The following is a 22,273-nucleotide window of genomic DNA, read 5'->3' on the forward strand; positions in this document are numbered from 1 at the left end:
TACATGAAGTCTTTTATACAAGTTGATCCCGAGTCACACTTTCCGATACAGAACCTGCCATATGGGGTATTCCGCCCTCTAACTGGGGAGGACCCGAGAATTGGTGTTGCGATTGGAGAATACATTTTGGATCTAGCAGTAATTGAGAGAGCAGGTCTACTTAGAGGAGTTGGCATTAAGGAAGACATCTTTAATCAACCTTCTCTTAACGAGTTTATGGCTCTTGGCCGAACTGCTTGGAAAAATGTTCGAACCCAAGTTCAGACGTTACTAAGTGAAGACGAGCCCACGCTTCGTGATAATCCAGTTTTACGAGAAGAAGCCATTATTCATCAAAAGGATGTTGAAATGCTACTACCTGCTAAGATTGGTGATTATACTGATTTTTACGCGTCAAAAGAACATGCAACCAATGTTGGTACGATGTTTCGAGGAAAAGAGAATGCGTTAATGCCTAACTGGACTCATTTACCTATTGGTTATCATGGTAGAGCAAGCTCGGTAGTCGTTAGTGGCACGGATGTACGCCGTCCTAGTGGACAAATGAAGCCACCAACAGCAGATGCTCCTATTTTTGGCCCAAGTAAACAATTGGACCTGGAACTAGAGATGGGTTGGTTTATAGGACCTGGGAATGAACACGGCAAGCCAATCGCAGTAGCCAGCGCAGAAGACCAAATCTTTGGACTCGTACTGGTCAATGATTGGAGTGCTCGTGATATCCAAGCCTGGGAGTATCAACCACTTGGACCATTTTTATCAAAGAGTTTCGCAACATCAGTTTCACCATGGATTGTTCCGCTAGAGGCACTTGAGCCATTCCGTGTAGCAGGTCCAACGCAGGACCCAACACCTATGCCGTATCTTCAAAAAGACGGCCCAAGCTCATTTGATATTAACCTCGAGGTTTACCTAAAAGGTGAGAAAATGGATGAAGCACAAAAAATTATTGGAACGAACTTTAGCTATCTCTACTGGAGCATGGCACAACAAATTAGCCATCATACAGTAACGGGCTGTAATTTACGTTCGGGAGATCTACTAGCATCAGGAACGATTAGTGGTCCTGAAAAAGAGCAACGAGGTTGTTTGCTAGAGCTTAGCTGGCGCGGGACGGAGCCAATTGAAATGAACAATGGTGAGGAGCGCGTTTGGTTAGAGGATGGAGATACGTTAACGATTACTGGTTGGTGCCAAGGTGATGGCTATCGAATTGGTTTCGGTGAGGTAACAGGGCGAGTTCTGCCGGCTTACGAGGAGTAAGGAACAGGAAAATCCAGGTTCCAATAGTGCTGTTTGGAACACAAACTATAATAATTCGTAAAACCAACACTCCAAAGGTTAACAAGTTATCACCACAACAGGGTGAAAAAATATAAAATGTTTGATGTATATAAGAGGGAGGGGGACAGAGCATGCCATTTTACAAACAAATGGGGCAAATCCCGCGGAAAAGACATACAATTTTTCGAAAAGAAGATGGTTCACTTTTTCGTGAACAAGTGATGGGGACAAAAGGATTTTCAGGCATCCAATCGATTCTATATCATCATAATCCACCGACAAGGATTATAAAATCAGATTTGCTAAAGGATTGCCGGATTCAATATGAAGAACAAAGCGATTTAGCACCGCGTCATTTGCGTTCACATCAATATACAGACAAAACCGATGCTGTAATGGGTAGACATTACCTACTAGGAAACGAAGATGTCCTTATTGGTGTAGTAAATCCTACAGAGACTATGGATTATTTTTATCGCAATGGTGATGGTGACGAAGTATTATTTGTTCATTACGGTACAGGTAAGGTTGAATCTACATTTGGCACACTCACGTATAAACCAGGTGATTACATTGTCCTTCCAATCGGAACGATTTACCGAGTCGTACCAGATCCAGGTGACTCAAAGTTCTTGGTGATTGAGACCAACAGTTGGATTACAACTCCAAAACGATATCGTAATGCTCATGGTCAGTTACTCGAGCACAGTCCGTTTTGTGAGCGTGACTTCCATGGTCCTGGAAAACTAGAGACATATGTTGAGATGAAAGAATATGAGGTCCGGACGAAATCAAGAGGGTTTATGCATTCTCACGTTTTTGGTCATCATCCGTTAGATGTCGTTGGCTGGGATGGCTATTTATTCCCTTACATTTTTAATGTAGATGATTTCGAGCCAATTACTGGCCGCATTCATATGCCACCGCCTATTCATCAAACGTTTGAAGCAAATAATTTTGTCATTTGCTCGTTTGTACCAAGAATGTATGACTATCACCCGGAGGCAGTACCGACACCATATTTCCATAGTAATGTAGATAGTGACGAAGTTCTCTATTATGTAAAAGGGAATTTCATGAGTCGTCGAGGCATTGAAGAAGGCTCATTTACATTACACCCTTCAGGGATCCCTCACGGACCACACCCTGGCACGATTGAGGCGAGTCTTGGTAAAAAAGAAACACTAGAGCTAGCCGTCATGATTGATACCTTCCGTCCATTGAAGGTTGTGAAACATACAGAGCCATTAGAGGATAAAGGGTATAAGTATAGTTGGGTCTAGTAAATTGGAAAAAGTAACAATCATATCCTCTTAAAGGGGAAGATTGTTACTTTTTTTTGAAAAGTAAGATTTCCCAATAGGTCCACAGCCTCACCTGAAACCTACTATATTCTGTGAAATAAGTCCTGATTATTCCAAACTTCTTAATGTATTTCTTTACAGGATTTGCTATAATATATTCTAGTATAATACTACTTTATAAAGGAATTCTCAATGAAAATAACATTACGGCTCTCAATCTTAGTTCTTACCTTTACTGTTATTATTGGCATTCTATTTTCAACATTGTTTTCTGCTTACCTTGTTACAAAGGACAATTTAGTCAATCATTCGTTAGAGATTAATAGAGTCTATTCAGAAAAACTAGCACAAATGACTGATGAGGTATTTCAATCAATGATCCAAAGCCTTGAATTACGGCGACATGACATAATTAGTGATAAAATGAACGGCGATCAATTAGATGGAAAACTAGAACGTTTTCTAGCTAGTAGTAAAAACTTTAATTCAGTAGCGGTCATAGATAAAGACGGTATCATCATTAGTGCCACGCCTTATATTGGTCTTGAGGGCATGGAACTTAATTCACTAGGGGCAAAGGAATCTTTAAAGCATAAAAAGCCTATTATTACCACGCCTTATATATCAATCACGAATCGACTCATTATCATGATTTCAGTTCCGTTATGGGGAGCAAATGAAGAGTATCTGGGATTTTTTGCTGGGACAATCTATTTACAAGAGGACAATATTATTCGGACAGTTTTAGGTGAACATTTTTACCAGGACGGATCCTATGTCTACGTTGTCGATGACACAGGGACATTAATTTATCACCCTGATACAAATCGTATTGGGGATACGGTATTTCATAAAAACCTAGTTGTTCAAAAGCTACTGAACGGTGAAAGTGGCTCACAAAGACATCTCAATTCTAAAGGGGTTGACATGCTTAGTGGTTATACCTATATTCCATCAAGTCAATGGGGCGTTGTTTCGCAAACACCGTATCAGGTCGCGATTAAACCTGTACTGACACTTGTAAAAAAGATGTTTTGGTACGCAATGCCTTTTGTTGTTTTATTCATTTTTTTAACCATATCTCTAACGAATAAATTAGCGGATCCTCTTAGGAAGCTTGCCTTATATGTGTTTGACTCCAATAACTCTACGAAAGAAAAACCAGTCATATCCACTTGGTATTTCGAGGCAGAGCAATTAAACAAGACCTTCGAACTTTTTGTGATGAAAAAAGAGCGAAGTATTAATAAATACAAAACAAAATCGCTAACAGACCCTCTTACTGGGTTAGCCAATAGACGCCAGTTCGAACTTACTTTGGAGAAATGGAAAATTGATCAAAATAATTTTTCACTCATTGTCTTAGATATTGATCGTTTCAAAAAGGTGAACGACGAATTTGGTCACCAAATGGGCGATCATGTTCTCATCTTTCTAGCTAATAAAATGAAAGATTTTGTAAGAGCTAGTGATGTCTGTGCAAGGTATGGGGGAGAAGAATTTGTCATTTTACTAGGAAATACAAATGGAACAGATGCACTAAGTATTGCAGAAAGAATGCGGGAAAGCATTAGTCAAACAGCGAGCCCTATTGGTCGTCCAATCACAATCTCACTAGGAGTAGGGGCTTTTCAACCAGAAGAAGATTTAGGTGCATTTTTCCACCGGGTCGACAGTGCACTTTATGAAGCAAAAGAAGCAGGCCGCAATCGTTCTGTCTTATCTCAGCAGCCTTAATTAACTATGGGCTGCTTTTTTGTGTGAAAAAGGGAATGTTCATTCGAATGACGAAATATACAATAAAAAAAGGAGGGGTTTGAATGTTTGAACAATATAAAAAACTGATTGAAGAAGAACTTTCTGGTAGACAAGCATTTCGTTATGCAGAACGAATTGCTCAATATCACCGTATCCAAGCTTCACCTGGGTATCGTGAAGCTGCCAATCAAATCATGAATCTTCTAAAACGGGATGGGGTCGAAGCAGAACTTGTGAGTTACCCTGCCAAATTTGGCGATCGCTTTTTATCTCATCAATCCTTTAAAGAATGGCACTGTAATTCTGCGGAACTATGGATTGAAACACCTGTACGAAAACGAGTTGCTAGGTTTGAAGAAGAAGAAATTTCACTCATTCAACGCAGTATATCCACACCCCAAGAAGGAGTAACAACTGAATTGATTATCATCGAGGATGCCGAGCTAGATAGTAGTTACCACGGGTTAGATCTTAAAGGGAAGATTGCCCTTGTACGCGGCACCCCAGCAGTTGTCCATGCTCTTGCAGTAGAAAAATACAAAGCAGCAGGACTTATTTTTGACCACTTAGCAGAATTTCCACCGTTACGAACGAGGATGGATCTCCCAGATACACGTCAATATACGTCATATTGGTGGCATACAGATGAGGAAACAAAATCATTTGGTTTTGTTGTTTCACCGCGGATCGGGGAAGAGTTACGCGCATTAGCGAAACAGTCTAAGGTTACCTTACATGCTAAGGTTGACACAGACCTTTACGATGGCCACTTTGAAAATATTGAGTACTTTATTCCTGGAAAAAAACAGGAAGAAATTCTCCTAGTTAGTCACTTATGTCATCCATATCCAGGCGGACAGGATAATTCATCTGGCCCAGGAACCCTAATGGAAGTTATGAGAACGCTGACTCGTTTACTAGACGAAGGCAAGTTAGCAAAGCCAGAACTCGGGATCCGCTTTTTAATGATGCCTGAAATGAACGGGACAGCCGCTTATTTTCATCAACATCCAAACCGAATCAAACAAACAGCCGCTGCACTAAACTTGGATATGGTTGGTGCAGACCAAACCAAAGGTGGCGGACCATTATGTGTAGAACAACCGCCTCTAGCGACACCAACGTTTGTCGATCGTTTTGCTTACCAGCTCGTTGAAGAAGTGATGAGTAATGCCGCTAATTTCTCTGGGACAACAAGATATAGTACGATCCATTATGTAAAAACCCGCTTCTCTGGGGGTAGTGATCATTACATCATTTCTGATCCTACGATTGGCATCCCGTGTCCAATGCTCATTCAATGGCCGGATAAACATTATCATACAACATCAGACCTTCCGCAGAACCTTGACGCGACGATGATGAAAAAAGTTGGAGTGGTTACAGCTTTATATGGCTACGCCATTGCCAATGGGGGAGAAGATGAGTGGACGTCGTACTTAATTCAGCATACAAACAGAAGTTCAAGATACGTAAACAATGAAATGGAATGGGTAACTAAACAAGACTTTTCGTTAGAAGATATGTCTGAAGCTTTTAAACTGTATATCTCTTATGAAACAAAAGCAATCGAACAACTCGAAGCCTATGCAAATCTACGAAACTTCAGCAGATTAGTAGAGCAAGTCGAGTGGGCAAAACAAATTTTGAGTGCTCAAAGCCTCTTACAGGAAGAAATGTTAGCCAAGCTAGGAGAATTTTCAGCGACTCGTCAACAAAGCAAAACTAATACTGAACACTGGGTGAAAGCTGTTTACACGCGAACCTACCCGGCACCTCTTCGTATTGGTGATGAAATCACTCTTTTACCGTTAGAGGAACGACTCGATTGGTATCAACACAAGGTTCCTATGGGCTACGATGATTTTCTCTTCTACTGGATGGATGGAAAAAGGTCAGTCGAGGAGATTCTTACGTTAACAAGATATGAAACAGGAGATTACTTTCCTGAATATACAAGAGAATTAATGGAGCTGAGTGTAAGGTTAGGGTTAATAACTGAGAAATAAAAAAAATAGGTACCTCTCTAGTTAGACGGGAGGTACCTATTTTTTTGTGTAACACCATAATAAAAACGAGAAAAACTCAAGAAAAACAATAAATATAAGAATATTCTTACAATTCGATCTATTTAAAAGTATAGTTTTATTGACCAAACATTTACTGTGGTCAATAAAATTAAGGGGGAATAGATGTTGAAGTTCTGGAAACTGGCAACGTTAGCATTTGCATTAGTATTTTTTATGACTGCCTGTTCGAGTGACAAGACTGACACAAAAGAAGATTCGTATTCGGAAACAGAACACGGTGAAATTGTTCCATCAATTACTATTTTAAGCTCAACACCCGAAGCGAACCAAACACAATATGAGGCAGCAAATATGGCTGCGGCTGAGTGGAGAAAACTCGGTATTGACGTAACTGTTCGACCAATTGAATTTAACACGATGGTTGACCGTGTATTCAATGGGGAGGATCACGACTTCGATGTTTATACAATTGGCTGGTCAGGTCGTGCGGAGCGTTTAGACCCTGATATGTTTACGTATAGTATTCTTCACTCTTCAAATGCCGGTCCTGGCGGAAATAACTCAAGTGGTTTTGTTCACGCAGCGTTCGATGAGTTAGCTTCTGCTCAGCGCCAAGAGATGGATATCGATAAGCGTCGAGAAATGATTTTCCAAACGCAAGAAATTATCGCTGATGAAGTTCCATTTGTAACTACGTATGTACCAATGTTCGTGCAGGCGTACAACAATGAACGCTTTACAGATGTGCCATTAATGGTAGGCGAAGGGATCTTTAGTGAGTGGCTTCCATACTACGTTAAGCCATTAGCTGACGATAAAGTGTTACGTGTTGGTTCAACGTATGACTTAAATACATTAAATCCGCTTGATGCATCTACAGCCTATGAGTGGAGAATTCTTCGTTTAATCTATGACAAGTTAGTACGTGTAAGCCTAGAAGGAGCACCAACACCAGCAGCAGCCTCAGGCTGGGATGTAATCGACGATACAACCGTTGATGTGTTCGTTCGTGAAGGAATGACGTTCCATGATGGTAACCCTGTAACTGCAGAAGATGTAAAGTTCTCATTTGATTTTCAAATAGAGCATAACCCTGGGTACTTCCTTGCTTTCATTGATCCAATTGAGTCTGTGGAAGTAGTGAACGATACCACGGTTCGGTTCAACCTGAAATATCCATATGCACCTTTCGTTAATAACACATTAGCGCAAATTCCGATCATTCCTAAGCATTACTGGGAAAATGTGATGGAAGAGCAAGGAATTAGTTCTCCAGCAGACTTCCCGAACTTAGATCCAATTGGTAGTGGTCCAATGACTTTTAATCATTGGAGACGTGGAGAAGAAATTAGTCTTTCTACAAACAATGATTTCTACCACAACATTGAAATATCAGGAATGATTTATCGTTTATATGGTCAAATGGAAGGGATTATGGCGGGATTACAAAGAAAAGATATCGACACATTGTCAGATCCAATGATACCTGCTCATATTAACCAGTCTAGAGGAATTGAACACTTAAATGTGACAGAAACAGGAAGTATCGGTTTCCAATTTCTTGGCTTTAACCTTCGTCGAGTACCATTTGATAACAAAGAATTCCGTAATGCTTTAGCTCATACAATTGATTTCCATACAATTGTAGACGCCCATTTAGAGGGCTATGGTGGCTTAGGTGGTGCTGGTCTAAATATTAATGACGCAAACCAATTCTGGCACAATCCAAATGTCACTCGACCAGCATTTGAACCAAGCAAAGCTCGCGAAATTTTAGAGGCAGCTGGCTATACGTGGGATAGTCAAGGAAGGTTGCGTTTACCTGCTAATTAACAAAAAAAGGATAAGCCGACTCCACAGTCGGCTTCCTTTTTCTAAACTATTGGAAAAAGGAAGGTGTGTATAATGGCTTCTTATATAGCTCGAAGAATCTTTCAAATGTTAGTAAGTTTATTTATTGTTGCGACCTTGATCTTTTTCTTATTTAGACTTATGCCTGGTGACCCAACTGCAGCCATGGTCGATCCTTCAATTCCCTTGGAGGCAAGGCAGCAGCTCATAGCTCAATATGGGTTAGACCAAAGCTTATGGGTACAATACAAGGTTTTCTTAAGTGATTTAGTCAAGCTTGATTTTGGTAATTCTTTTTACTATAAACGGTCGGTTACGGATATTTTAGGTGATAAACTAGCAGCTACCTTAATCTTAATGTTTGCTGCGATGATTTTTGCTTATGGTTTTGGGATCTTTGGTGGCGCCTGGATGGCTTGGCGGCGAGGTAGTTTCTTAGAATCGACAGCAATAACGATGGCACTTGTGTTTCGATCTGCTCCGACATTTTGGGTTGGTATCATTTTTATTTATTTCTTTTCGGTTCGTTTAGGTTGGTTTCCTAGTTCAGGGATGCGTTCACCTGGTGAGGAAGTTAATAATATGTTCCAGCTCTTCTTTTCTTGGGATTTCGTTAAACACCTTATTTTACCAGCGATCGTTGCATCATTACTTTTCCTAGCAACACCTCTATTAATTATGAGAAACACGATGTTAGAAGTACTTGGTGAAGATTTTATCGAAATGGCAAGAGCAAAAGGGCTAAAGGAAAGAGTCATTCTATACAGACATGCCGCAAGAAACGCTTTGTTACCTGTTGTGACGGCTGGTGCCTTATTTGTTGGCTCTGCCATTGGGGGCCAGGTACTTCTAGAGTATGTATTTAGCTGGCCAGGGTTAGGCCAAGAAATTGTCTTGTCAGCACAACGACATGACTATCCGCTCGCGCAAGGTTCATTTATTATCATGGCAGCGATGGTGATGGTGATGAACTTAGTTGCAGATATCCTTTATGCCTATTTAGATCCGCGTATTTCCTACTAAGTAAAAGATAAAGAGAGGTGAAAATAATGGGAAATCCAAATCCAGTCACTGAAACTGAATCTAAAGTAATAGTGAAACCGAAAAAGAAAAAACGTTCGGAAACGTTACGTTTATTTTATAAAAACATTCTAACTGACAAACTTGCCTTAACAGGGTGTTTTATCTTAATTGTCTTTGTCATTGTCGCACTGTTCGCTAACTTTATCGCTCCTTATGACATTAATGAAATGCATCGCGATGGACAAGGTGAGATTAAGAGATTACAGCCACCAAGTACGGAACACTTATTTGGTACGACAAACGTTGGAAGAGATATTTTTAGCCAAGTCGTCCAAGGGGCGAAAACAGCGCTTTTGGTCGGGATCTTAGCAGCCGTCCTCGTCACCTTCGTCGGTACGACGGTTGGAGTTATTTCCGGATATTACGGCGGTTGGGTAGATGCTTTGTTAATGCGAATTGTTGATATTTTTTATGCAATTCCCTTTATCCCATTTGTCATTGTCCTAGTAACTTTACTAGAGCCGAGTATTTGGAATGTTATTTTAGCAGTTTCCTTGCTATCCTGGCGTACAGTAGCAAGAATTGTTCGTTCACAAGTATTATCAGTCGCGAAACGACCGTTTATCAAAGCCGCAAGAATTTCTGGAGCTAGCAACTTTCGCATTATGTGGAAATATGTGTTGCCAAACGTAGTCCCACTCGCCTTACTAGAGATGGCCTTTATGGTAAACTGGGCGATTACAGCAGAAGCAAGTGTTGCATTTCTAGGGTTAGGTGATCCTGAAGTCCCTAGTTGGGGGCAAATTCTTCATTTAGCATTCTTAACAGGAAATTCTAGAGACGCATGGTGGTGGATGATACCGCCAGGATTAGCGATAGTTCTTCTCTTAGTTTCGATCTTCTTTATCGCTCGTGCGCTAGAGAGTGTCGTAAATCCTAGATTAAGGAGTCGATAAGCATGCCATTACTTGAAGTGAAAAATGTAGATATTGAATATAAAACGGCAAATGGAACGCTAAAAGCCGTTCAAGATATCTCCTTTACTTTAGAAGAAGGAGAGAGAATTGGATTAGTAGGAGAGAGTGGCTGCGGGAAAACAACACTAGCAAAATCATTTATGAGACTTCTACCGAGTAACGGGGAAATCGCTAATGGTGAGATTATCTTTAAAGGGGAAAATCTCGTTACAAAAAGCCCTGAAGAAATACGTAAATTACGGTGGAAAGATATTGCGATGATCTCGCAAAGTGCAATGAGTGCTCTTAATCCTGTTTACCGAGTTGGTGATCAAATTATTGAAGCTATTCAAGCTCATTCAAATATGAACAACAAACAGGCGTATTCAAGAGCAGTTGAAGTGTTCAAAATGGTAGGATTAGAGGAAAAACGATTAAGAAGTTACCCTCATCAAATGAGTGGTGGGATGAAGCAACGAGCGATTATCGCCATGGCACTCACGTTAGAACCCGCACTGATCATCGCCGATGAGCCAACAACGGCACTCGATGTTGTTGTTCAAGATCGTATTTTACATCAAATCATTCAGCTCCAACGAGAGATTAACAGTTCAATGGTTTTTATTACCCATGATATTTCCGTGGTTTCAGAAACTTGTAACACAATTATCGTCATGTATGGTGGAAAAATGATGGAAAAGGCTAGTACTAGGGACTTTTTTAAAAATCCTTACCATCCGTATTCGCTAGGCTTGCAAAATGCGTTTCCTAGTATTGCTGACATTGGGGAAGAGTTAATTTCAATTCCAGGTTCGCCACCAGATTTAATGAACCCAAAACCAGGCTGTCGTTTTCAGGACCGCTGCCCGTTTGCGACAGAACTATGTCAGCAAGAAATACCTTCGTTGGTAGAAGTTTCACCAGAACATTTTGTTGCCTGTCACTTTACAGAAGACGTGGAAAAATTCCGTATCGAATCAAAGAAAGGTGAGACATGGGAAAAGGTTCAGGAACGGTTACTGTTAACAGGAACGGAGGGATAGAAATGAGTACACCGGAAAAGGCAACACCACTTATTGAAATTAAAAATCTGAAAAAATACTACCCTGTGAATAAGGGGTTTAAGGATGTTTTTAATCGAAACAAACAATTTGTGAAAGCGATAGATGATATTGATCTAACGATTGAGCAAGGTGAGATCCTAGGAATTGCAGGAGAGAGTGGTTCAGGGAAAACAACCACAGGTGAAATCCTTGTTCGCTTACAGGATCAAACTGACGGGAACATTCTTTTTAACGGTAAATCAATGGTCAATATTTCTAAGCGTGAAGAAAAGAAGTTTCGCAAAGAAGTTCAAATGATATTCCAGGATCCCTATGAAACGTTAAATCCCAAGTTTACCATCTATGATACGATCGCTGAACCATTACGAATCCATGGTTTAAAAAATAAAGATGAATTGAGAGAAAAAGTGATCGAAGCACTAGAAACAGCAGAGTTAAAACCAGCTGTCGATTACATGTACCGTTATCCCCACGAACTAAGTGGTGGACAGCGCCAACGTGTCGCCATTGCTAGAGGTATTGTACTCCAACCGAAAATCCTTGTGGCAGATGAGCCCGTCTCGATGCTTGACGTTTCTATTCGTGCCGGTATTCTTAATCTTTTACGGCGACTACGAAAAGATATGGGATTAACAATGCTCTATGTTTCTCATGATTTATCGACAATTAAGTATTTATGTGACCGAATTGCCGTGATGTATTTAGGAAAAATCGTAGAGATCGGCCCTGTTGATCAAGTAATCTCAAATCCACAGCATCCTTATACAAAGACATTGATCTCTGCTGTACCTGTTCCAGATCCAGATTTTGAGCGTAAACGGATTGAAATCGATGATGAAGTCCCAGATCAAATCAACTTACCAATAGGGTGCCGATTTACACCGAGATGTCCGTTTGCTACTGAGGAATGTTTCAAATGCGATCACACGCTAATGGAAGTAGGGCCAAATCAATGGAGCGCTTGTATCTACCAGTCTGATGAGTTGGTTTTTAAGAAAACGAACTAAAGAAGAGCTGCCTAAAAGTGGAAATCTTTCAGGCAGCTTTTCCTATTTTTACACAAATGGTAATGAAAGTTACAAAAAAATAATATAGTATGATAAAATTGGGAAAATTAAGAATATTCAAAAGGGGGTATTTCTTGTATAACATTCAAAAGCCAACTGAAAACTTCTACCAATTATTATTTATACCCTTCGTTTTAATTTCGTGGTTGCTTTTAACAGGCTGGATCATGTCTCCATATTATGACAGAGTTTCTGAATATGTAACAAGAGCTGTCCTATTGAATGACAAAGGGAAGTTAATCGTAGGTGCTATTATTCTCGTATTAATTTATACTGTGACAGAAATTATGATTTTTTTAGCTGCCATTACATTAGGACAAAAGGTTCAACGTTTGTTAGGAAAAGGACTGAGCGTTTTAGTGGTCATTTTCACTGTTTTTGGTTCATATTTTATCTTAATTGCCACGTTCGACTACACATTGGCCCTAGCCACACCTATTGTCACGCTACTAACTTATCTTTTTCTCATTTACAAAATGAACATTTGGAAAATAAAGCTTGGGTACCAGGCCATCTTGTCAGGACAATTAATTCTAATGATGCAATGGTTAGAGATGAATCCTGCGTTCAGTCATTTCGGATTTGGTAAAAGTCAATATATGCAAGATGTCATTAATGCCTCTTTTCAATTAGAAGGAGCTCATATCCTTCAACTAATCAGCTGGCTTATCTTTATTCCATTTTTTATTACGGTCTGTTTAACTCTAACACTCATTCGCATTAACATGATACGAAACGAAGAACTAGCTCTTAGTCAAAAGCGTGAAGAGGAACTACAACATATGAAAATCAGTGCAATAGAATCTAGACTAAATGATGAAATTCATAGTTTAGTTCATGATTTAAAAACACCGTTAACAACCATTCGCGGATTGATTTCCTTATTACAATTACAGCTTCAAAAACAAAAAATAGGCTCGAAAATGGATGACTATATTAATAAAATTGAAGGGTCGATACAACAACTAAATGAGATGATATCAGAAATTTTATACAAGGATGTCAAACGTGAAATACGTTTACAAGAATTAATTGATTATACGAGAGCGAATTTCATCGGACTTCACAACCAACAGGTTAGTTTTACAATCAATGAACCTGATGAAATTATCTGCATTAACCGGATCCGGTTAGTGAGAGCGTTAATTAATTTAATTCAAAATGCGATAGATGCAACAAAAGACCAGGTTGATGGTCAGATAGATATCGATTTTTCTTATACGAACGCTTATGCCAAAGGGATTAAAAGCGAAGGAGTAATTATCACCATCATAGACAATGGAGTAGGGATGAGTGATAATGACCGTCTGAGAATATGGGATGTTCGCTATAGTACAAAAGGATCGAGTGGATTAGGATTACCATTTGTAAAAAAAGTTGTGAATGACCATGATGGCAGAATTAGAATTGACAGTATCAAAAATGAGGGGACGACGTTTACTCTTTTTGTACCGAAGGGGAGTGCTACAGTATATGGACATGAAAACAATTTTGATCATTGATGATAACGAAGACATCCGCTATACACTACAAGAGGTTTGCTTGTTTGCCGACTATCAACCGATTGTTGCAAGCAACGGCAAAGAAGGAGTTCAAAAATTTCTAGAGCATCAACCAGACCTCATTTTAGTAGACTTTCATATGCCTGTTATGGATGGTTTGATTACTGTTCGAACAATTAGACAAATGGATCAGGCGACGCCAATCATCGTTTTAACCGTTGATGAACGCCAGGAAATCGTCGAAGAGTTTAGTCAAGCCGGCGCGAACGATTTTGCCTTAAAACCAATCAAGGCCCCCGATATCATTTCCCGTATAAAAGTACATATGAGATTAGCAGGATTGGAAATGGTCTTACACAAAAGCGATATACAGCAGAGCTCTAGTTTAGCTAGTATTCCCAACAATTCAGCAACACTGTCGTCTGTGTTAGAAAAGGCAATCGTCAAAGGGATTTCCAAAAAAACTCTCTATTTGATTGCGTCGTACCTCTCTACTCAAAGTGTACCACAAACGATAGAAGTCATTAGTAATGAAACAGGCATTTCGTATCCTACAGTACACCGGTATTTAAACCATCTAGTAGAAGAAGGGATCGTCACCATCGACAATGATTATGGAAAAGTAGGTCGACCAAAAAACCATTATCTGTGGAACAACATGTACGTCAATGATATGAACCTGCAGCAGATTACTAAAAATGCTTAAATACCCGTAAAATAGTCACGATCTCCCATTGATCGTGACTATTTTACGTAAAAAAAGAATTGCTACACTTTACCCTATTAACTCAATTCATTGAGTAGTTTTTTAAACTGCTATATAATTAATTGATTAATAGTTTATAAAATTCAGAAAGCGGAGGGGTAGTATGTCTGAACATACTTATACACTAGAACATGCGCGTCAATTAGATCAAGAAGATCCGTTGGCAAGATATCGAGACGAATTTTACATAAAGCAAGATCAAATCTATTTTGATGGAAACTCACTTGGGTTATTGTCAAAACGAGCAGAGCAAACGTTGCTTTCCATGTTACATTCTTGGAGAGACTTAGGCATCGACGGGTGGACAGAAGGAGAGCATCCTTGGTTCTACTTATCCGAAAAATTAGGAGAACAGCTAGCACCACTCGTTGGAGGTAAACCAAATGAGGTCATCATGACGGGTTCTACAACGACCAACCTACATCAACTAGTTGCTTCATTTTTTCAACCAAAAGGAAAGAAAAATAAAATCCTCGCTGATCAGCTTTCCTTTCCTACGGATATTTATGCCTTGCAAAGTCAGTTAAAGCTAAGAGGCTTGGATCCAGAAACACATCTTGTAAAGGTAGCAAGCCCAGATGGTCACATGCTAAATGAAGACGACATTATTGAAGCCATGTCTGAGGAAATTGCTGTCATTATTTTACCGAGTATCTTATACCGTAGTGGCCAAATCCTTGATATGAAGCGATTAACAGAGGAAGCTCACAAACGAGAGATACTCATCGGCTTTGATTTATGTCACTCGATCGGCTCGATTCCACACCAACTTAGTGAGTGGGACGTGGATTTTGCCTTCTGGTGTAACTATAAGCACTTAAACGGTGGGCCAGGTTCCGTAGGTGGTTTGTATGTCAATCAACGACATTTCGGTAAGACTCCAGGTCTTGCAGGATGGTTTAGCTCAAGGAAAGATCGTCAATTTGATATGGATCATCAGTTAACTGCTGCAGATGATGTCGGTGCGTTTCAAATGGGAACACCACATGTGCTAAGTGTTGCTCCGCTAATTGGGTCACTAGAAATGTTTCAAGAAGCTGGGATTGAGAACATACGAGAAAAATCACTGAAACTTTCAGGCTATATGTTGCAACTTATCGATCATGAATTAAAAGATTATGATTTTAAAATCCGCAACCCAAGAAACGATGACAATCGTGGCGGGCATATCTTTCTTGAACATCCAGAAGCAGCAAGAATTTGTAAAGCATTAAAAGCCAACAACATTATTCCTGATTTCCGCTCACCAAACGGGATTCGTCTTGCGCCAGTAGCCTTATACAACACCTTTGCTGAAGTGTGGGAAGTGGTACAAACACTTAAGGCGATCATGAAAGAAGAACAATACAAGCAATTCGAAAATAAACGGGGAGTTGTCGCCTAGATCATGAAGAACCAAAACAAAAATCCATGGATCGATATTTCACAGCCATTAACAAATGAGCTTGCCCATTGGCCTGGAGATACACCATTTTCTTATGAAGTTACGTATACAAAAGAACAAACCGGCTCTGTTAACATTGGCCAAATCACAACAAGCGTACATAGCGGAACACATGTAGATGCGCCTTTCCATTTTATGAATGATGGAAAGCGGATCCTTGACCTTGATATCAATCTTTACATTGGGCCTTGCCGGATGATTGATGTCTCAACAGCTAGTACGCTAGATGCTACTACACTACAAAAATTTGATTTAGACGGAGTGAGCCGTGTTTTAATTCGGACATCCATTCCCAATAATCCAGTAGTGTTCCCAAAGGAAATTCCTTATGTTACAAAGTGCGGGGCAGTTTATTTAGCCGAAAAAGGAGTGAAGCTCATCGGCGTTGACGTCCCGTCCGTCGACAAATTGGATAGTAAAGACCTTGAAGGACATCACGCTCTTTATGAAAATGGCATTCATATTTTAGAGAACGTCATGCTTGATCATATCGAACCAGGTGATTATGAGTTAATTGCCCTACCACTGCCATTAAAAGAAGCTGATGGAAGTCCAGTTCGGGCTGTTGTCAGAAAGCTATAGAGAAGGGAGATACTTACGTGGGCTACGAAGACCAACCAAAACGAGTATCAACAACAGAAAATGAAAAAGACATTCATACAGATTTTACAAACAACATGACATACGGTGAGTACTTACAGTTAGATAAAATTTTATCTGGTCAAAACCGCCTGTCAGATCACCACGATGAAATGCTTTTTATTATCATCCATCAAGTCAGTGAGCTGTGGATGAAATTAATTCTCCACGAGATGACGGCAGCGATCGAATCGATCGAAAAGGGAGAGATGCAAACTTCCTTTAAACAGCTGGCAAGGGTTTCAAAAACCCAGGCACAAATCATACAAGCCTGGGATGTATTATCAACCCTAACGCCTTCTGAATACATGGAGTTCCGTGATTCTTTAGGCCAGGCCTCTGGATTTCAATCATTTCAATATCGTTTAATTGAGTTTGCTTTAGGCTACAAAACGCTGCATGTCTTAAAGATCTATGAAAAAGACGTTGAGCTTCATCGTCAACTTCAAGATGCTTTCAAATCGCCAGGTTTATATGATGTGGCAATTAGAGCGTTAGCAAAAGCAGGACTTACAATAAATCCCGATGTTGTTGATCGTGATTACACAATTCCCTACGAACAAGATCAATCCGTAAAGGAAGCTTGGCTCAAGGTGTATCAAAATGTCGACCAATATTGGGATTTGTATCAGTTGGCTGAAAAGTTAGTAGATATAGAGGATTGGCTTCAACAGTGGCGTTTCCGTCATATGAAAACCGTTGAACGAATTATTGGATTTAAAATGGGGACAGGAGGATCTTCTGGGGTTAACTATTTAAAGAAAGTCCTTGATCAACGTTTTTTCCCTGAATTATGGGATATTAGAACAGAGTTATAATAAAAAGTTACCGGACGCTATTGGCGTTCGGTTTTTTATGTTCCAAGTTTTTGTCAATTTTCAGAACTCTCTATCCCCAGTAACATGAACGGTGATATAATAAAAGAAAAGGCGGTGGAACAATATGGGTATTTTAGAGTTATTTTCCGCTACATCTGTTACAGGAGCGACTTTCTATATCGCAGGTTTCGTTCTCGCCATTTATCTTAATCTTAAAGTTTACAAACTTAACTAAAGAAGTCTGAAACAAGTATTGGGCTGCATAAATTTGCAGCCTTTTTTTGTAGTTCAAAGGCTTTTTTCGTAAACATTGTGGCTTCTTTATCCTAAATAATCGGAAAAATACCGTAGATGAAGATATCAGCCAATAAATTATGTAAGAAAAGAGCAGTACTTACTAAATTAGTGGTGGGTTCTTAGTAATTTGTGTAAAAATCCGGCTTTTGGGATTTTTACGAAAGCAACAAACTTTGCGAAAACAGCCAGTTCAAAAGGGAAACACTGTATTTCCTTACATAACTGAACATTGATTGGGGAGATTAAATGAAGAATTAACAAATTTTGAGATAAAAAGGGATTGTTACGCCATGTTTTCTTCTCAACAAAAGGAAAATCAGCTAAGCGAACAAATTCATAAAGAACTAGAAACGAATGTAACAATTTTAAAAGATCAGTTTTCCTATCCTCTAAATAGCGATTTTTCTATGAAGGAATTGTTTATTCGTTCCATACAAGCAAAAGCTACGCTTGTGTATCTCGAAGGAACCGTAGACGGAGCTGAGATACAAAATCATATTATCGCCCCATTAATGGATCAACAAAGCGAACCACAACATGACAATGGCTTAATCCTTTTGGAAAAAACCATACCTATCAAGGGGATTTCTCGTCTATCGACCATCGAAGGAGTAGCAGAGGAACTCATTCATGGGAATACAATCTTACTGATCAATGGCTACGAAGAAGCAATCTCCATTCCAACAGTCGGTTATGAACATCGTGGAATTGACAAACCACAAACAGAGACCTCTTTAAAAGGACCACTTGAATCCTTTGTCGAATCAAGTGGTGTCAATCGCTCTCTCATCCGAAAGCAGCTTCGTAGTCACCAGCTAGTTTCAGAAACCATCTCGATTGGCAACCATAATAACACGAAGGTTTCAATGCTGTACATGAAGGATATCGCCAATCCAGAGCTGATAAAAAATGTTCAAGAACGAGTGAAACAAATTGAAAGTGCAGATGTACAGAATTTGAGTTTATTAGAACAACATATTGAAGAACGAACCTATTCATTAGTTCCATCTGTCCTCTATACTGAGCGACCGGACCGGGCAGCTGCATTTTTAAAAGAGGGTCACATTGTCTTATTAATGGATAGTTCTCCAGCTAGTTTAATTGTACCCGTTACCTTTTGGTCCTTCTTCCACACGGCAGAAGACTCTTATCAACGAGTGATTTATGGTTCGTTCACACGAATCGTTCGGATCCTAGCGATCTTTATTGCTTTACTAGCACCTTCTTTTTATATTGCCATCACAAACCATCATGTAGCAATGGTACCGACTGATTTGGTGCTAGCAATCGCCGCTACAAGAGAGACTGTTCCTTTTCCAGCTATCTTTGAGCTAATTATTATGGAATTAGCCTTTGAAATATTACGGGAAGCTGGGTTACGAATTCCAACTCCGATGGGGCCAACCATTGGAATTGTAGGAGCACTTATTTTAGGACAAGCAGCAGTAGAAGCCAACATTGTAAGTCCCATTCTTGTGATTGTTATTGCGATTACCGGGTTAGCTTCATTTGCAATCCCAGATCTTAGCCTTAGCTTTATGATCAGAATTTCTCGTTTTTTCTTTTTAGCTGCTGCTACAGCGTTTGGTTTCTTTGGTTTAGGCATTTGTTTAACACTTGGTGTAGCCTATATTGTCTCGTTAAAATCGTTTGGTGTTGCATTTTTAAGTCCAATGACACCACATTACCGATCTTCCAAAGACTTAATCTTACGCATGCCTATTTGGAAGCAATGGCTACGACCTTTCAATATCCATCCTAAAGATCAAATTAGAAAGGAGAAACCTGAAGGGAGGTAATTTTATTTTGAACGAGCAGACAGGCTTCAGAGAATTTCTTGCGATCGTTTTATTTACGATCACACTCAGAGCAACTGATATGACACCAGCGATATTACTTCCTAATAGTAACACTGCACTTTGGCTGTTACCCATTATCTGGGCGCTCGTCATTACCTTACCATTGAGTTTGCTGTTTTCTTTATTTAAGCAGTATCCTCAGACCAATTTAATGGATCTATGTTATCAGTTACTTGGTCGTTATGGCGGTGCTCTTGCTGGCTGTTTATTATTGTCTTTTGTTTTGTTCATTACGGTTCTTCATAGTCGAAGTTATGTTGACATTCTCTCAACTCTTTACTTTGAAAAAACACCCATTATTGCCATTTATGTCGTCTTACTTGGTAGCTCCTATTTTATTGCAAGCAAAGGATTAGAGATCATTGGCAGAACAGCTTGGATTTTCCTTCCTTACGTAAAGGTTATGTTATTCCTGGTGGTTGTATTGGTTTGGAAGGACTTGAATGTTGATCGGATTTTTCCGCTCAGTGGTCCTGGCATACAGCCACTAGTAATGAGCGGAGCAAGTTATACCTTTGTTTTTGGTGAGCTTGTGTTATTTACACTGTTATTACCTTGTGTCAAAGGTTTTCAGAACTTCAAAAATGCAAGCTGGTTAGGGCTAGGAATTGTTATGGTGGAGTTGAGTATCTTTTTTGCTGCCTTTATCATGCTGTTTGATTACGCTTCGGCTGGCCATCTGATTTATCCGTATCATCAATTAGCGAGGGTTATTCATATTGGTCGGTTTATAACTAATATGGAAGCATTCTTCCTATTATTTTGGACGATAGGTTCGTTACTTCGCTTTTCCATTTACTTATATCTAGTGACAGTACTTTTGGCTCAGACATTACGCCTTAAAGAATACAAACCATTACTTTTACCGGTTTCAACCTTTGTGATCTTAGTAGGGATTATCCCAGAAAATGCAGCCTCAATCATTGCAGTTGCTAGAGATGATCTCATGCTACCGTTTGTTTTTACAACAATCATTGTAGGAATTCCTGTACTGCTTTGGGTAGTATCCAAAGGAAAAGGGAAGGGGGAAGCCAAGTCTTGCGATATGTAAAAATAACTTTCTTATTTTTAGTCGTACTCCTTGGAGGGTGTTGGGATCGTACCGAAATTGAAGAGGTCGCTTTGGTTATCGCCATTGGGTTAGACAAAGGTGAGAACGGCAGTGTAAAAGTTACCTATCAAATCGCTAACCCAGTCGTTGGCTCAAATCTCGCAACGGGTGATGTAACTGCCTCTGAAGTTATAACCCTCCACTCTGCAGATATCGTATCAGCGCGAGACCTAGCAAATATCTCGATTTCTAGAACTTTAAGTTTCGCCCACGCCAAGTCAATTATTGTAAGTCAAGAACTAGCGAGATCCGATGAGTTTTTACCAATTATTACAGCTGCAATCCGTGACCGCCACGTTCGAAGGGAGTTGCATTTCATTGTTTCAAAGGAAAGTGCTGAACAATTCATCCGAGAAGAAAACCTAACATTGGAGGTTCGTCCACATAAGTTTTATGATTTAATGGCTAGACGATGGGAGGAGACGGGACTTACCCCATACTCGACCTTAAGTCGCTTTTATTCGATTACTGAAAATGACGGAGATCTTTTTTTAGCCATTAGTGCAACGAGGGGAACAGAAGAAACAAAAATAACGGCTGATAATGATGATTACTATGCAGGGGAAGTAGAGAAGAGATCCTCCAATCAAATTCAAATGATTGGCTCTGTCGTATTTAAGAAAGGGAAAATAATCGGTGAGTTAACTGGTGAAGAAACGAGACTAGCTCTCTGGTTACGACCTGAGGAACGAGCAGACATGATGTTAATAACCCTTGAAGATCCAGAAGATCCTAACAAAAAAGTCACGGTGAAAGTCTTTAAAAGAGAAAAAACAAATATAACGATAGACACTAGTCATGATGTACCCAAAATTCATGTTAGTGTTCCCCTTCTCGTTGAGGTATTAGGAATCCATAGTAATACAAATTACGTAACGAATCTAGATCAACAAAGTAGGCTAAAAGAAGCGTTTCAAGCGGAATTAGAAGAAAAGGTAAATCAACTAATTTCCTATACACAAAATGATTTAAAGGGTGATCCATTTTTGTGGTCACTAAGAGCAAGAAGAAATTTTGTAACAGTTGATCAATTTAAAGATTACCAATGGATGGAAAAATATGAGCAAGCAGATATACACGTTAGTTTTGACCTGACGTTTAAAGACTTTGGTCAAAAACTACATCCTTCAAAAGTCGAGAAAATTAAGGGGGAAGGTTAAAATGATCCCTTGGATAATTGTTTTGTTCTGTCTTTACGTTGGCTACTATACCTTCTCCTATGCAAAAGTATTGTGGAGGGATGATCAACGGTTTGCTGCCTCCGTTATCGTAGTGTTAGCGTTATCAATTGTCACTCTACCGCTTTATTTACTTTTTCGGTAAAATCTTTTAAATAAACGGTTGAAAGTCGCTAAATTATCTGATAATATAAAAATCAATTAAACGATGATGTGTAACTGGCGAAACGCGGATAACCGTGAGGGAGCACATAATGTCGGAAGCCGTTCGCCTGGGCAGAGGTAAGGGATCAAATCCCTTACCTCTTTATGTTTTCTAAGA

General features: G+C 39.6%; 18 protein-coding genes and 1 riboswitch. All 18 genes read left to right on the forward strand.

What is annotated here, in order from left to right; genetic code table 11:
- Positions 1-3 precede the first annotated feature (3 nt).
- The gene (gene fahA, locus DS745_RS22465; RefSeq protein ID WP_129080476.1) at positions 4-1,263 is read left to right on the forward strand and encodes a fumarylacetoacetase; all 1,260 of its coding nucleotides are present in this window, start codon (positions 4-6) and stop codon (positions 1,261-1,263) included.
- Positions 1,264-1,415: 152 nt separating this feature from the next.
- Complete coding sequence (locus DS745_RS22470; RefSeq protein WP_129080477.1) at positions 1,416-2,567, forward strand: homogentisate 1,2-dioxygenase; 1,152 nt, start codon at positions 1,416-1,418, stop codon at positions 2,565-2,567.
- A gap of 213 nt (positions 2,568-2,780) precedes the next feature.
- Positions 2,781-4,325 (forward strand): sensor domain-containing diguanylate cyclase, encoded by a 1,545-nt coding sequence (locus DS745_RS22475; protein WP_129080478.1) that lies wholly within the window; start codon positions 2,781-2,783, stop codon positions 4,323-4,325.
- Positions 4,326-4,408: 83 nt separating this feature from the next.
- Positions 4,409-6,355 carry a DUF4910 domain-containing protein gene (locus tag DS745_RS22480; RefSeq protein WP_129080479.1) on the forward strand — a complete coding sequence of 649 codons (1,947 nt, stop codon included), beginning with the start codon at positions 4,409-4,411 and terminating at the stop codon, positions 6,353-6,355.
- Positions 6,356-6,538: 183 nt separating this feature from the next.
- Positions 6,539-8,209 (forward strand): ABC transporter substrate-binding protein, encoded by a 1,671-nt coding sequence (locus DS745_RS22485; RefSeq protein ID WP_206662953.1) that lies wholly within the window; start codon positions 6,539-6,541, stop codon positions 8,207-8,209.
- 72 nt (positions 8,210-8,281) lie between these two features.
- Positions 8,282-9,250, forward strand: a complete 969-nt coding sequence (locus DS745_RS22490; protein WP_129080480.1) for an ABC transporter permease — start codon at positions 8,282-8,284, stop codon at positions 9,248-9,250.
- Positions 9,251-9,276: 26 nt separating this feature from the next.
- Entirely contained in the window at positions 9,277-10,206 is a 930-nt protein-coding gene (locus DS745_RS22495) for an ABC transporter permease (protein WP_129080481.1), read from the forward strand.
- 2 nt (positions 10,207-10,208) lie between these two features.
- Complete coding sequence (locus tag DS745_RS22500) at positions 10,209-11,249, forward strand: ABC transporter ATP-binding protein (protein ID WP_129080482.1); 1,041 nt, start codon at positions 10,209-10,211, stop codon at positions 11,247-11,249.
- 2 nt (positions 11,250-11,251) lie between these two features.
- Entirely contained in the window at positions 11,252-12,277 is a 1,026-nt protein-coding gene (locus DS745_RS22505; protein WP_129080483.1) for an ABC transporter ATP-binding protein, read from the forward strand.
- A gap of 134 nt (positions 12,278-12,411) precedes the next feature.
- Positions 12,412-13,839, forward strand: coding sequence for a sensor histidine kinase (locus tag DS745_RS22510; RefSeq protein WP_161568355.1), 1,428 nt, complete (start codon positions 12,412-12,414; stop codon positions 13,837-13,839).
- Positions 13,811-14,545, forward strand: coding sequence for a response regulator (locus DS745_RS22515; protein ID WP_241657911.1), 735 nt, complete (start codon positions 13,811-13,813; stop codon positions 14,543-14,545). The genes DS745_RS22510 and DS745_RS22515 overlap by 29 nt, the downstream gene beginning before the upstream one ends.
- Before the next feature lie 163 nt (positions 14,546-14,708).
- A complete protein-coding gene (gene kynU, locus DS745_RS22520; RefSeq protein ID WP_129080485.1) occupies positions 14,709-15,989 on the forward strand; it encodes a kynureninase in 1,281 nt (426 codons plus the stop codon).
- A gap of 3 nt (positions 15,990-15,992) precedes the next feature.
- Positions 15,993-16,631, forward strand: coding sequence for an arylformamidase (gene kynB / locus DS745_RS22525; protein ID WP_129080486.1), 639 nt, complete (start codon positions 15,993-15,995; stop codon positions 16,629-16,631).
- Between the two features lie 17 nt (positions 16,632-16,648).
- Positions 16,649-17,506 (forward strand): tryptophan 2,3-dioxygenase, encoded by an 858-nt coding sequence (gene kynA / locus DS745_RS22530; protein ID WP_129080487.1) that lies wholly within the window; start codon positions 16,649-16,651, stop codon positions 17,504-17,506.
- Positions 17,507-18,093: 587 nt separating this feature from the next.
- Complete coding sequence (locus tag DS745_RS22535) at positions 18,094-19,602, forward strand: spore germination protein (RefSeq protein ID WP_129080488.1); 1,509 nt, start codon at positions 18,094-18,096, stop codon at positions 19,600-19,602.
- 7 nt (positions 19,603-19,609) lie between these two features.
- The gene (locus tag DS745_RS22540; protein ID WP_129080489.1) at positions 19,610-20,713 is read left to right on the forward strand and encodes a GerAB/ArcD/ProY family transporter; all 1,104 of its coding nucleotides are present in this window, start codon (positions 19,610-19,612) and stop codon (positions 20,711-20,713) included.
- Positions 20,701-21,933, forward strand: coding sequence for a Ger(x)C family spore germination protein (locus DS745_RS22545; RefSeq protein ID WP_161568356.1), 1,233 nt, complete (start codon positions 20,701-20,703; stop codon positions 21,931-21,933). The genes DS745_RS22540 and DS745_RS22545 overlap by 13 nt, the downstream gene beginning before the upstream one ends.
- Before the next feature lies 1 nt (position 21,934).
- On the forward strand, positions 21,935-22,096 hold the full coding sequence (locus DS745_RS24745) for a hypothetical protein (protein WP_161568357.1): 162 nt from the start codon (positions 21,935-21,937) through the stop codon (positions 22,094-22,096).
- Positions 22,097-22,156: 60 nt separating this feature from the next.
- Positions 22,157-22,236: riboswitch (ZMP/ZTP riboswitch) on the forward strand.
- Positions 22,237-22,273 lie beyond the last annotated feature (37 nt).

Source organism: Anaerobacillus alkaliphilus (assembly GCF_004116265.1).
Classification (GTDB): Bacteria; Bacillota; Bacilli; order Bacillales; family Anaerobacillaceae; genus Anaerobacillus; species Anaerobacillus alkaliphilus.

Excerpts from the sequence above, each read along its gene's own strand:
- DS745_RS22495 (WP_129080481.1), top strand. The coding sequence starts at position 9,277 with ATGGGAAATCCAAATCCAGTCACTGAAACTGAATCTAAAGTAATAGTG.
- DS745_RS22475 (WP_129080478.1), top strand. The coding sequence starts at position 2,781 with ATGAAAATAACATTACGGCTCTCAATCTTAGTTCTTACCTTTACTGTT.
- DS745_RS24745 (WP_161568357.1), top strand. The coding sequence starts at position 21,935 with ATGATCCCTTGGATAATTGTTTTGTTCTGTCTTTACGTTGGCTACTAT.
- DS745_RS22470 (WP_129080477.1), top strand. The coding sequence starts at position 1,416 with ATGCCATTTTACAAACAAATGGGGCAAATCCCGCGGAAAAGACATACA.
- fahA (WP_129080476.1), top strand. The coding sequence starts at position 4 with ATGAAGTCTTTTATACAAGTTGATCCCGAGTCACACTTTCCGATACAG.
- DS745_RS22500 (WP_129080482.1), top strand. The coding sequence starts at position 10,209 with ATGCCATTACTTGAAGTGAAAAATGTAGATATTGAATATAAAACGGCA.
- DS745_RS22485 (WP_206662953.1), top strand. The coding sequence starts at position 6,539 with ATGTTGAAGTTCTGGAAACTGGCAACGTTAGCATTTGCATTAGTATTT.
- DS745_RS22535 (WP_129080488.1), top strand. The coding sequence starts at position 18,094 with ATGTTTTCTTCTCAACAAAAGGAAAATCAGCTAAGCGAACAAATTCAT.
- DS745_RS22515 (WP_241657911.1), top strand. The coding sequence starts at position 13,811 with ATGGACATGAAAACAATTTTGATCATTGATGATAACGAAGACATCCGC.
- kynU (WP_129080485.1), top strand. The coding sequence starts at position 14,709 with ATGTCTGAACATACTTATACACTAGAACATGCGCGTCAATTAGATCAA.
- DS745_RS22480 (WP_129080479.1), top strand. The coding sequence starts at position 4,409 with ATGTTTGAACAATATAAAAAACTGATTGAAGAAGAACTTTCTGGTAGA.
- kynB (WP_129080486.1), top strand. The coding sequence starts at position 15,993 with ATGAAGAACCAAAACAAAAATCCATGGATCGATATTTCACAGCCATTA.
- DS745_RS22505 (WP_129080483.1), top strand. The coding sequence starts at position 11,252 with ATGAGTACACCGGAAAAGGCAACACCACTTATTGAAATTAAAAATCTG.
- DS745_RS22490 (WP_129080480.1), top strand. The coding sequence starts at position 8,282 with ATGGCTTCTTATATAGCTCGAAGAATCTTTCAAATGTTAGTAAGTTTA.